8 protein-coding genes and 2 pseudogenes are annotated in these 11,987 nt (G+C 62.7%); 6 read left to right on the top strand and 4 right to left on the bottom strand.

The features are described 5' to 3' along the window. Positions 1 to 56: 56 nt before the first annotated feature. Both ACVOK8_RS14645 and ACVOK8_RS14640 read right to left on the bottom strand, forming a co-directional pair. A complete protein-coding gene (locus ACVOK8_RS14645) occupies positions 57 to 3,011 on the bottom strand; it encodes a TonB-dependent receptor plug domain-containing protein (RefSeq protein ID WP_481567467.1) in 2,955 nt (984 codons plus the stop codon). Between the two features lie 155 nt (positions 3,012 to 3,166). Further along, the gene (locus ACVOK8_RS14640) at positions 3,167 to 3,589 is read right to left on the bottom strand and encodes a hypothetical protein (RefSeq protein ID WP_481567466.1); all 423 of its coding nucleotides are present in this window, start codon (positions 3,587 to 3,589) and stop codon (positions 3,167 to 3,169) included. A 107-nt stretch (positions 3,590 to 3,696) separates the two neighbouring features. Here ACVOK8_RS14640 and sufT point away from each other — a divergent pair, with 107 nt between their 5' ends. The 6 genes and pseudogenes from sufT to ACVOK8_RS14610 all read left to right on the top strand — a co-directional run bounded on the left by sufT (position 3,697) and on the right by ACVOK8_RS14610 (position 10,699). Beyond that, entirely contained in the window at positions 3,697 to 4,248 is a 552-nt protein-coding gene (sufT, locus tag ACVOK8_RS14635; protein WP_346498807.1) for a putative Fe-S cluster assembly protein SufT, read from the top strand. A 98-nt stretch (positions 4,249 to 4,346) separates the two neighbouring features. After that, positions 4,347 to 5,447 (top strand): branched-chain amino acid aminotransferase, encoded by a 1,101-nt coding sequence (locus ACVOK8_RS14630; protein WP_481567465.1) that lies wholly within the window; start codon positions 4,347 to 4,349, stop codon positions 5,445 to 5,447. Positions 5,448 to 5,781: 334 nt separating this feature from the next. Continuing rightward, positions 5,782 to 7,515: pseudogene (locus tag ACVOK8_RS14625) on the top strand (S8 family peptidase); the annotation flags it as partial. A gap of 24 nt (positions 7,516 to 7,539) precedes the next feature. Continuing rightward, complete coding sequence (locus tag ACVOK8_RS14620; protein WP_481567485.1) at positions 7,540 to 7,881, top strand: proprotein convertase P-domain-containing protein; 342 nt, start codon at positions 7,540 to 7,542, stop codon at positions 7,879 to 7,881. A gap of 703 nt (positions 7,882 to 8,584) precedes the next feature. Further along, positions 8,585 to 10,345, top strand: a pseudogene (locus ACVOK8_RS14615) (S8 family peptidase); the annotation flags it as partial. A gap of 39 nt (positions 10,346 to 10,384) precedes the next feature. Further along, positions 10,385 to 10,699, top strand: coding sequence for a proprotein convertase P-domain-containing protein (locus ACVOK8_RS14610; RefSeq protein WP_481567484.1), 315 nt, complete (start codon positions 10,385 to 10,387; stop codon positions 10,697 to 10,699). Between the two features lie 68 nt (positions 10,700 to 10,767). Here the strand turns inward: ACVOK8_RS14610 and ybaK are convergent, their stop codons facing one another. Together ybaK and ACVOK8_RS14600 are read right to left on the bottom strand one after the other, a co-directional pair. Beyond that, positions 10,768 to 11,244, bottom strand: coding sequence for a Cys-tRNA(Pro) deacylase (gene ybaK / locus ACVOK8_RS14605; RefSeq protein ID WP_481567464.1), 477 nt, complete (start codon positions 11,242 to 11,244; stop codon positions 10,768 to 10,770). Continuing rightward, a complete protein-coding gene (locus ACVOK8_RS14600) occupies positions 11,245 to 11,730 on the bottom strand; it encodes an asparaginase domain-containing protein (protein WP_282267147.1) in 486 nt (161 codons plus the stop codon). It abuts the gene before it with no gap. Positions 11,731 to 11,987: the final 257 nt, after the last annotated feature.

Below are 11,987 nucleotides of genomic sequence, written 5' to 3'. Positions count from 1 at the left end.
CAGGAACATCCGCTGCTGCAGGAGCCGCAGCGGATGCCGGTGTTGCTGATCCGGACTCAGAAACGGGCAGTCCAGCGCATCCAGTAGAAACGGCCGATTGCATCGTAGGTCCGCATATCCGTCGAGGCGTTGAAGCCAGAATAAATCAACGGCGGCTGGCGGTCAGTAAGATTGCGCACGCCGATCTGGATGGAGCTGTTCTTCAGGTCCTCGAAGCGATAGCCGATCTGGAAATCGGTCTGGGTGACCGATGGCACCCGACGCTTGGCGACGTAGCCGGGATCCTTGACGTCGGCTACGTCGGGTGCTTCGTAGACATGGTGCACATAGCGCGTGGTCAAGCTGGCGCTGAGGTTGCCGCGCGACCAGGTCAGGTCGTTGAGGGCGCGCCAGCGGGCCATGTTGCCGAACCCAGAAGAGGCGTTGTCGACGAAGGTGCCTGCAAGGCCGGTGCTCTCCGGAATGCCAGGGAAGGCACCGACATTGCTGGTCGGGTCGCCTGCCACCAGCTGCACGTCGTATTGCGCCAGGTACGTGGTGTCCAGGTTCCAGACCAGTTTGCCCCATGCGCCTTCCGGCAACTGGTAGCGGAAGCCCAGGTCCATGCCGGAGGTCTTCATCGAGCCGTAGTTGCCGATCAGGTTGGTCATCTGCGTAACATCGCCGTTGGCGTCGCGGATGAACGTGTCGCAGAAGCGGCCGAAATTGAAGCACTGGTTGAGCAGCATGTTCTCCGGCAGGTTGACGATGAAGTCGTTCAACTTCACCCGCCAGTAGTCGGCGGTGACGCTGAAACCTTCCAGCCAGTTCGGGCTGTAGACGAAGCCGTAGGTCAGCACGTCACCATGTTCCGGCTGCAGGTTCGGGTCCGATACCTGGAACGATGTGACCTGGTTTCCGCTTTGCTGGAACGAGCCGTCGGTGGGTACGCCTGCGCAGGCCGTCGGGTTGCCACCTTCGTAGCCGTTGCAGGGGTCGGCATAGGTATTGGCGCTGGGCACTGTGGGCGAATACAGATCGCCGATGGTCGGGGCGCGGAACACATCCGCATAGGTGGCGCGGACCAGCAGATCAGCGAACGGCTTCCATTCCACGCCGATCTTGGAGTTGGTGGTGCCGCCGAAGTTGGAGTAGTCCGAATAGCGGGTACCCAGCGAAACGTTGAGCTTCTCGGCAAACGGCGCGTCGGCCAACAGCGGAATCAGGGCTTCGGCGTAGACTTCATTGACGTCGAACTTGCCGCTCAGGTCGCCACCAGTGCAGGCTTCCTGGGTGATGCGGCAGACTGTTTTGCCCGGCGGAATTATGGTCAGGAAGTCGTTGCTGTTACTGGCCGACTCGACGCGACGCTCCGCGCCCACGGCAAGCGAGACCGCGCCGGCCGGGAGGGTGAACAGATCGCCGGTGACGTTGGCGTTGAACACCTTAAGGTCGTTCTCGCTGGTGCTGTGGATGGTCGGGTTGATCAGTTCCAGCGCGGCCAGCTGGGCCTGCCCGGTGGGGGTATTCGGATCCGGTGCCGGGCCCATGAAATTGACCGGGATACAGTCGTTGATGACTGTTGCTGCATTGCCAGCGGTCCGTACGCAGATGGGATTGCCGGTCGCGGGGTCGATCATCGACGGCCCCAGTGCATCGGTCAGGCCTTGGCCGATCAGGTAGCCGCGTACGGTCGACGACTGCGGGGTACGGCCGTAGCCATAAGAAGCGTCCCAGCTCCATGTGCTGTCACCGAACACGCCGCGCAGACCACCGGTGATCTGGTAGGTCTCGGTTTCGAAACGCGTGGTGCGGGTGGGAATGAAATCACGCAGACGCAGGCGTGCGTCGGTGATGTCCACGCCGAAGGGGTTGTAAAGGCTGTCTTTGCTGATCGGCACGTCGTCGACGTCGGCGCGGCCATCGAAGGGTAGCGGCGCGATGAAGAACGAGGACTCGGTACGCAGCCATGAGCCCAGTACAAAGGCCTCGATGTTGTCGGTGATCTGGTAGTTGCCGCTCATGAACAGCGAGGTGCGTTCCTGCGGGGTCAGGTTGAGGTTGCCGTCGGACTGGAAGTTGTAGGTGTCGGTATTGCCATTGAAGCAGCGGAAGTCAGAGCCAGAGGTTCCCGCCCGCCCGTCGATGCGGGTCAGGACGACTCTGGGGTTGGGGTTGGTAGCGCTGGGTTGGGCACAGTTCGCATCCAGCGCGGTGCCACGGGCAATCGCGACATCGCGCGGTACCACATAACGACCGGTCAGGATGCGGCTGGTGCCGCCGATACCCTTTTCACCGGCATACAACTGGTAGGGCTGGCTGGAATAGCTGCGGTCAGCGGCGCTGACCGAGTCTTCCTTGTCATAGCTTGCGCCAAGCATCATGCGGCCCTTCTCTCCGGCCAGGCCGAAGGTGGCATCGAAACGCTGCGTGTCCGCATCTCCGCGCGAGGAGATGCCGTAGAAGGCACTGGCTTCCACGCCTTCAAAGTCCTTGCGCAGGATGAAGTTGACCACGCCGCCGATGGCATCCGAGCCGTAGATCGCCGAAGCGCCGTCCTTCAGGACCTCGACACGCTCGATCAGGCCCATCGGGATGGAGTTAACGTCCACCGCACCATTGGCGTTGGAGATGGTGCCGATCCAGCGCTTGCCGTCGACCAGCACCAGTGAGCGGTTCACGCCCAAGCCACGCAGGTCGACCGTGGCCGCACCTGCGCCGCCGCCATTGTTGACCTGCGGGTTGGTGGCGGCGCCGGCGATGGCCGGGGTGCGCTGCAGGAACTCGCCAACGGTGGCAGCACCGGAGCTTTCGATGCTCTGTCGGTCAATGGTGAAGACCGGGCTGGAGGTTTCCAGGTCGGCGCGCTTGATGCGTGAGCCGGTGACCTGAATGCGGTCAAGGTTGGTGGCTTCTTCCTTGGGTGCGGTGTCCTGTGCGAGGACGCTGCCCGTTGCTCCCAGAGCAAGGGCGGCAGTCGAAATTGGTAACAGTGCGAGGCGAACAGCTTGGCTCAGTGGCTGAATACTCACGTATGACTCTCCGCAAAGTGGTGCGAGGGAGTCACGAAATTACGAATTTTTAACTGCAACGAATGTGCGGATCAGGGCCTTGGCAATGTGCAAAAACTGACATTTTGTCTCAGATGTCCGTTTGGCCTCTCACCGATGCTGTGACCAGCCGGGATTCAGCGGGCGGCGCGCCACGCTACCAGCAGGGCAATAGCCAGCCAGATCAACTCCCCCAGGCCATTGGCCAGTGACAGCAGTGTCCAGGCAAAATGTGGGCCCATACGCAGGGCCGATTCCCATGGGGTCAGGCCCATCGGGCCGCCGACATAGGCCGCGGCAATGAGCCAGTTGGCAGCCAAAGCGATCAGCACGGTGGTGGTGATTGTTACCGCAGCTCGCGCCGGGCCCGGTCTGAATGTGCCCAGGCGCAGCATCCACGCCGCTTCCAGTGCGGCCAGCACCGCCATCCAGCCGGCCTGGGTGCCGGTGCTCAAAGCGACCAGCAGCCAGGCGATGGTGAGGGTGATGCTTCCGAGCAGCAACAAAATGGGCCAGAGCCAGTGGCGGCTACGGCTGGCCGAGGTGGAAACAGGCGACATGGGCATTCCCGAACAGATTCCGCAGCATAGCGTTTCAGCGGCGAGTACGCCCAGTCGGATAAAATGGGACCATTGCGGGTAGCCACCGCGTCCCCATATCCATCTACATGTATTCCCGTAGCAGTGAACCTGTCCATTTTGAGCGTGATTGCCCGGCCGTGATGGTGCCGCAGGGCGATAGCGTGACCTTGCCGGCCGGCAGTTATGGCTATATCACCCAGGCACTGGGTGGCAGCTATACGGTGTTTGTCGAAGGCAATCTCTTCCGTATCGCCGGCAAGGACGGCGACGCCATCGGCAAGGAGCCGCCGCCGGGGCTGGAGCTGCCCGACGACGCCGGAGACGAAGATGTCGAAAAACTGGTGTGGGAGCAGCTTCGTACCTGTTTCGACCCCGAAATCCCGTTCAATATCGTCGATCTTGGGCTTATCTACGAAGTGGATATCAAGCACCTGGACGACGGCCAGCGCGAGGTCGACGTCAAGATGACCTTGACCGCGCCAGGCTGCGGCATGGGCGAGATACTGGTCGATGACGTGCGCAGCAAGTTGGAGATGATCCCGACGGTGGCCCAAGCCGACGTCGATCTGGTGTTCGACCCGCCGTGGGGCCGTCACATGATGTCCGAGGCGGCGCGCCTGGAAACTGGCATGCTGTAAGCCCGTGCCGGCGGCTGCCGGTGACGGTTTGTGCTGCACCCCCGTTGCCGCTGTGGCGGCGGGGCTGTCCCATCCCGCAATCTGGAAGGAATTATCCGGTGTCCCAGTCTTCGTTGAGCTTCGATGTCACCCGTTCGGACCATCCGCGTAGCGCCGAGGAGCGCGCCAAAATCCTGGAAAAGCCGGGCTTTGGTCTGCACTTCACCGACCACATGGTGGCCGTACGCTGGGACAAGGACACTGGCTGGCACAATGCGGCGGTAACGCCGTATGGCCCGATTTCGCTGGACCCGGCGGCTGCCGTGCTGCATTACGGCCAGGAAATCTTCGAAGGCATCAAGGCCTACCGTCACGCTGACGGTTCGGTGTGGACCTTCCGCCCGCAAGCCAATGCCGCCCGCCTGCAGCGCTCGGCGCGCCGTCTGGTGCTGCCGGAACTGCCGGCTGAGATCTTTGTCGAGTCGCTCAAGCAGCTGGTCGCGCTGGACAAGGACTGGGTGTCCGATGCCGACGAAGCCAGCCTGTACTTCCGTCCCTTCATGATCGGCGACGAGGCCTTCCTCGGCGTGCGCGGTGCGCACAAAGCCACTTACTACGTGATCGCCAGCCCGGCCGGCCCGTACTTCGCCAAGGGCGTGGCGCCGGTGGCGATCTGGTTGTCCACCGATTACGCGCGCGCTGCCAAGGGCGGCACCGGTGCGGCCAAGTGCGGCGGCAACTACGCTGCTTCGCTGCTGCCGCAGCAGCAGGCGCAGGCACAGGGCTGCTCGCAGGTGCTGTTCCTCGATCCGGTCGAGGGCAAGTACCTGGAAGAACTGGGCGGTATGAACGTGTTCCTGGTCTACGGCAAGGAAAACAAGCTGGTTACCCCGGCGCTGTCGGGCAGCATCCTGGAAGGCATCACCCGCGAATCGCTGCTGCAGCTGGCCCGCGACCGCGGCATGAACGTGGAAGAGCGCCAGGTCACCATCGACGAGTGGAAGCAGGGCGTCAGTTCGGGCGAAATCACCGAGGTGTTTGCCTGCGGTACCGCTGCGGTGATCACCCCGATCGGCCAGCTCAAGGGCGAAGACTTCTCGGTAGGCGATATCAACGCGCCGGCCGGCGAGGTCACCATGTCGCTGCGCAAGGAACTGACCGACATCCAGTACGGCCGTCAGCCGGACCGTCACGGTTGGTTGGTGCGCCTGGACGCCTGAGCGTCCCTGCTCAGTTAAGTGAAGAAACCCGCTGCGGCTTGTTCGCAGCGGGTTTTTCTTTGTCCGGACACCTGCCCGTACAAGCCAGCAATACCAAGGGATGAGTAAATAATCTTTACGAATCACTCACTTGCGTAAACGTGACGGAGCAACAGTTTCTGTTGTAACCCTCTTGTCATTGATTCAGCCGCCATTTACTGTCCGCCAACGGATCGGTAACAGGGGACTGGTTCGGGTAGTTCTACCCGGGCAGCAACCTCTTCGCATCTGGCAGGGCCCCGGGTAGGACCGATGCCGCGCAAGCGGCTTCCTCTCAATGTAGAAGGGCTCATCAATGTCATCCAAATCGCGCCGTACGCTCGTTCGTGGGTTGGTAGTTGTTGGCACTGCTTCGTTGTCGTCCCTGCTTCTGTGTGCGCCGGCCTGGGCCGGCGATGTGCATCTGGCCGGCCTGGATTCCGCGCCGACGCATCAGCGCTTCATCGTCAAATACCGCCAGGACAGCCGTCAGGCCGCAGGCGATGCCGCCCTGCAGAAAACCCTGGCCTCCGCCGCCCGCGCGCTGCCGGCGCGTGCTGGCAAAGGCATCGGCGTGCAGCACATGCGGCGTCTGGCAGTGGGTGCGGATGTGGTCCGCGCCGATGCCAAGCTGGACCGCGCCGATGCTGAAACCCTGATGCGCAAGCTGGCCGCTGATCCGAACGTCGAATACGTCGAAGTCGATCGCCTCAACACCATCCGCCTGACCCCGAACGACACCCGCTACGGCGAGCAGTGGGGTTATTCCGGCACCTATGGCATCAAGGCCAACCAGGCCTGGGATGTAACCAATGGTGCCGGCTCGGTGGTAGCGGTGCTGGATACCGGCATCACCAGCCACAGCGACCTCGCTGCCAATCTGTTGCCGGGCTATGACTTCATCAACGACACCACCGTGTCGAACGATGGCAATGGCCGCGACAACGATCCCAGCGATCCGGGCGATTGGGTAAGCGCCAACCAGTGCGGTGGCATTCATGCCGCGCAGGGCTCCAGCTGGCATGGCACGCATGTGGCAGGCACCATCGCTGCGGTCACCAACAATGCCAAGGGCGTTGCTGGTGTGGCCTATGGCGCTAAGATCGTGCCGGTGCGCGTGCTTGGCACCTGCGGTGGCTACGACTCGGATATCGCCGATGCCATTGTCTGGGCCTCCGGTGGCACCGTGTCTGGTGTACCGGCCAATGCCAATCCGGCCGAGGTGATCAATCTCAGCTTGGGTGGCTCCGGCGCCTGCGGCAGCACCACCCAGGCGGCGATCAATGGCGCGGTCAGTCGCGGCACCACGCTGGTGATTGCTGCCGGCAACGACAACACCAATGTCTCCAACGCTTCGCCGGCCAACTGCAACAACGTGATTGCAGTGGCATCGACGACCAGCACCGGCGCCCGTTCGAGCTTCTCCAACTACGGTGCACTGATCGACATCGCCGCACCGGGCTCCAACATCCTGTCCACGCTCAACAGTGGTACCACCACACCGGGCGCGGAGAGCTATGCGTCCTACAACGGCACCTCGATGGCGACGCCGCATGTGGCTGGCGTTGTCGCATTGCTGCAAGCAGTTTCAACCACACCGAAGACGCCTGCGCAGGTCGAGGCTTTGATCAAGGCCAACGTCACTGCGTTCCCGTCCACGCCGTCGCAGAGCATCGGCCCGGGCATCCTCAATGCCAAGGCAGTGGTGGATGCGGCCAACGGTGGCGGTAATCCAAACCCGGGTGGCACGGTCCTGAACAATGGCGTGCCGATCACCGGCTTGTCGGGCGCTGCCAGCAGCACGCAGTTCTTCACCGTGCAGGTTCCCGCAGGGGCGAGCAATCTGGTCATCGCCAGCTCCGGCGGCACCGGTGATGCGGACATGTACGTGCGTGCCGGCAGCCAGCCGACCACGTCCACCTACGATTGCCGTCCGTACAAGACCGGCAACGCCGAGAGCTGCAGCTTTGCAACACCGGTTGCTGGCACTTACCACGTGATGCTGTCCGCGTATTCGGCGTTCTCTGGCGTCAGCCTGCAGGCCAGTTGGAGTACTGGCGGCGGCAGTGGCGGTGTGCAGACCTATAGCAACGCAACTGCCGTCAACATTGGCGACAACGCCACCGTGGAAAGCGCCATCGCCGTCTCCGGGCGCAGCGGCAATGCACCGGCATCGACGCCGGTGACGGTGGACATCAGCCACACCTGGAAGGGCGATTTGAAGGTGGATCTGGTCGCGCCGGACGGCAGCGTGTATGTGCTGAGTAACTATGCCGGTGGCAGCGCGGATGACATCAAGCAGACCTTCAACGTCAACCTGTCCAGCGAGGCGTTGAACGGCAGCTGGAAGCTGCGTGTGAACGACAAGGCCAGCGGTGATACCGGTCGTATCAACAGTTGGTCGATCAGGTTCTGAGTTGAGCAACGTCAAGCGGCAGCGGATGACTGATTGAAGACGCTGTTGCTCTGCTGCGATGTGATCTGGCCCCGGCGGATTCGCCGGGGCCTTTGTTTGTTGATTGATGGACCTCAGAGCCTACGTTTCCATCGCCTTTCCCGATTGGCACGATGCTTCGTTGGCAACAGTCCTGTAGCCCGGGTAAGCGCAGCGCACCGGGGCTGTTGAAGGGGGGCCTGAAAGTCCGCCTGAGTCGTGGTCGCGGGTGCGCTGCGCTTACCCGGGCTACGAGTCGAGTGATCACTGCACGGTGTTCCCGCGTTTCTTGTTGAAGCAGCGTGCTGATCGGAATGGATTTGCCGATGTATTGCCGGCAGGAAACAAGGGCGTGCAAGACGCGCTTCGGCATTGAGCCAGTTGCTTGGTGCGAGGAATGTGGCGGGTGGGAGTTGTTGGTGTTGGTGATCGTCAAGGCGCATTGAAACGCGCGATAGACGCTTTTCTGACCAGTGCGTTGGGAAGTTCCGACGGCGACCGGGACAACGGTTTCAGTAGAACGCCGATGGGAGCGCCGAATCCACCTGCCTACTGTCTGCAGGCGGATTGGTGACGGGGGCCGGTCCGGAGCGTTCTGTCCAGGTGAAGGTTGCTGTCCGCACCGATAGCACCGGGCAGTGCCGGCGCCGCGCAAGCGGCAACTTCCATGCAGAAGGGTTCAACAATGTCATCCAGATCACGCCGTAGGCTTTGCCGTGGGTTCGTGGCAGTTGGCACTGCTTCGCTGTTTCCGCTGCTGTTGTGCATGCCGGCCTTGGCCGGTGAAGTACAACTTGCAGGTCTGGACTCCGCACCCACGCATCAACGTTTCATCGTCAAATTCCGCCAGGACAGCGCACAAGTGCAGGGCGAGATCGCACTCAGGAATTCGCTGGCCGCCGCTTCACGTGCGCTGCCGGTACGCGCCGGTAAAACCAGCAATCTGCAGCACCTGCGACGACTTGCCGTAGGTGCGGATGTATTGCGCGTGGACACCCCGCTGGATCGCATCGAGGCCGAAGCGTTGATGCACCGTCTGGCGGCAGATAGCAATATCGAGTACGTCGAGATTGATAGGCGGCATACCATCGATGCCGCGCCCAACGACCCGCGTTTTGGTGAGCAATGGGGGCTGTCCGGGAGCTATGGCATCAAGGCCGTCGAGGCTTGGGAAGACGCGAGTGGGGCGGGCGTGGTGGTGGCGGTGCTGGATACCGGCATTGCCAGCCACAGCGATCTGAATGGCAATGTTCTGCCTGGCTATGACTTCATTGGTGATCTTGAGGTGGCCAATGATGGCGATGGCCGCGATGGCGATGCCAGCGACCCTGGTGACTGGGTGGCGGCGAATCAATGTGGTGGCAGCCACGGCGCGCAGAACTCCAGTTGGCATGGCACCCATGTGGCTGGCACCATCGCGGCAGTGACCAACAACAGCAAGGGTGTGGTCGGCGTTGCAGCTGGCGCCAGGGTCGTACCGGTACGCGTGCTGGGTCGTTGTGGCGGTTATACCTCGGATATCGCCGATGCGATTGTCTGGGCGGCCGGCGGCGAGGTAAGCGGCGTGCCGGCCAATGCCCATCCGGCCGAGGTCATCAACCTGAGTCTGGGCGGCGCAGGCGCCTGCGGCAGCACCATGCAGAGCGCGATCAACAGCGCGGTAGGCAAGGGCGCAACCCTGGTCATCGCTGCGGGCAACAGCAACGTCAATGTGGCCAATGCCTCGCCTGCCAACTGCAACAACGTCATCGCCGTTGGTGCCAGTGACAGCGCTGGCAAGCGTTCAATCTGGAGCAGCAGCCAGCAGTCGAACTACGGCCCCTTGGTGGATGTGGCTGCACCGGGCAGCGGCATCCTTTCCACCCTCAATAGCGGCAGCAAGGGCCCGGCAGGCGAGAGCTACTCCTCCTATGGTGGGACTTCGATGGCGACGCCACACGTGGCGGGCGTGGTGGCGCTGGTGCAGCAGGTATCCGATCCGGTGCGCACACCTGCGCAGGTTGAAGCCTTGATCAAGGCAACGGCAACACCGTTTTCTGCCACGCCTGACCGTGAGATCGGTGCCGGTATCGTCAATGCACAGGCGGCCGTGGCAGTGGCGTTGGGCGGCCCGCTGCCACCGGAGCCGGAGCCTGACCCGGCGACCGAGCTGGATAACGGTGTGGCACTGACTGGCTTGGCAGGCAGCAAGGGCAGCAATCGCTATTTCAGCGTGCAGGTGCCTGCAGGTGCGTCGAATCTGCTGATCAGCATTGCGGGCGGCAACGGCGATGCCGACCTGTACGTGCGCGCTGCCAGCCGCCCCACCGCTTTCAGCTACGACTGCCGTCCGTTCCGAGCTGGCAATGGCGAAAGCTGCAGCATTCCTGCGCCTGCAGCAGGCACTTACCACGTCATGCTGACCGGCTACGCGACGTACTCCGGCCTGCGTTTGAAGGCAAGCTGGGGTCTGGTTCCGGCGCAGACCTACAGCAGCAATGACGGGGTGGATATCCTCGACAACCAAACGGTGGAGAGCGCCATCAGCGTATCCGGACGTAGCGCGAATGCGCCGGCAGCCAGCCCGGTAACGGTGGATATCAGCCATAGCTGGCGCGGCGACTTGAAAGTGGAACTGCTAGCACCTGGTGGGCGTGCTTATCTGCTGAGCAACTACGAAGGAGGCAGTGCCGATGACATCAAGCAGACCTTCGAGGTCGATCTTTCCAATGAGGCCTTGAATGGCACCTGGAAGCTGCGTGTCAACGACAAGGCCAGTGGCGATACCGGGCGTCTCAACGGCTGGTCGATCACGTTCTAGCTCAAGGCCCTGCTTGTCACTGTGCATGAGTCTGGCGTCGTAGCCGGACTCATGCCGTTGAGCACAACTCAGTCCTCGCAGATATCGGCGCAGCTGGCCTGCAGAACCTGCAAGGCGTCGGCGGGGGCGATATCCAGCAACAGGCCACGTTGGCCAGCGTTGATGTACAGCGTCTCGTGGTGCGCGGCACTGGTTGCGAACACCACCCTGGCCGGGCGCTGCTGTGCGAACGGACTGATGCCACCGACCTTGTAGCCGCTGCGCTTCTCGGCCTCGGGTATTTCCATCATCTGTGCGTGCTTGCCGCCGCAATGGGCGGCAAGCTTCTTCAGTGACAGGCGCTGCTCGGAGGGAATCACCGCGATCAGCGGCTGCTTGTCCACCCACGCCATCAGCGTCTTGAACATGCGCTGCGGGGCAATACCCAGCGCCTGCGCTGCCGCCAGCCCCTTGCTGTCGACATCGGCCGAGTAGTCATAGGCATGCACGCCATGGGCGATGCCTGCCTTGTCCAATGCGGCGGTGGCGCGGGTGCTTTTTGCCACTTACAGCGATTCGAAGCGGTTGGCGTCGACGTTCTTGCGGACCTTCTCCGGGTTCCAGATGCGGCCGTTCATGGCGATGTAGACGCCTTCGGGCAGCGACTGCACCGCACCGATGGCGCAACCGATGTTGAACTCGGCATCGGAGCCGCGGAAGCGGGCCGGGCTGAGTGCGCCGGTCATCACGATGGTCTTGCCGGGGATGGTGGCCAGCACCTTGCCGGTAGCGACCATCGAGTCGGTGCCGTGGGTGACCAGCACATGGCGGGTTGGCTGCGCGGCGATGGTGGCGCGGATCAGCTCGCGGTCGTCGTCGCTGATATGCAGCGAGTCCTTGCGCAGGATCGGAATCACGTTGAAACGGAAGGTCACGCCCAGTTCGCGCAGGATCATGCCGATCTGCGGATCACCGATCTGGTAGTCGGACTTGTCATCGAAGTAGATCTTGTCGATCGTGCCACCGGTGGTGACGATCAGGAGTTCTTCCATCATTGCGGTAAATCCTTGCGGTGACTGCCAGCGGCACAGGCCGCGATGCCGCAAATGATAATGCCGTCGGCAGCGCCGGGCCACGTTCTGAGGGTAGAGCCATGCTCGGCTGGGGCTTGCCTGAAGATGTTTTGTAGGAGCGGGGCGGGGCGGCGCCGGCGGGGCCGGGGCGCCAGCGCCCCCCCGGCCGCGGCCAGAGGAGGCTCGAGACGGCGCGGCGCGGGCGGCCCCCCCACACCGACATCTCAAGTACGACC

This window comes from Stenotrophomonas sp. STEN083 (genome assembly GCF_056759195.1).
The sequence above is the reverse complement of the archived record's forward strand: the minus strand, read 5'-3'. Positions and strand labels throughout refer to the sequence as shown.

Bases quoted from the DNA above. Each gene is read 5' to 3' on its own strand.
- ACVOK8_RS14640 (WP_481567466.1), bottom strand. From the start codon at position 3,589: ATGTCGCCTGTTTCCACCTCGGCCAGCCGTAGCCGCCACTGGCTCTGG.
- sufT (WP_346498807.1), top strand. From the start codon at position 3,697: ATGTATTCCCGTAGCAGTGAACCTGTCCATTTTGAGCGTGATTGCCCG.
- ACVOK8_RS14600 (WP_282267147.1), bottom strand. From the start codon at position 11,730: ATGGAAGAACTCCTGATCGTCACCACCGGTGGCACGATCGACAAGATC.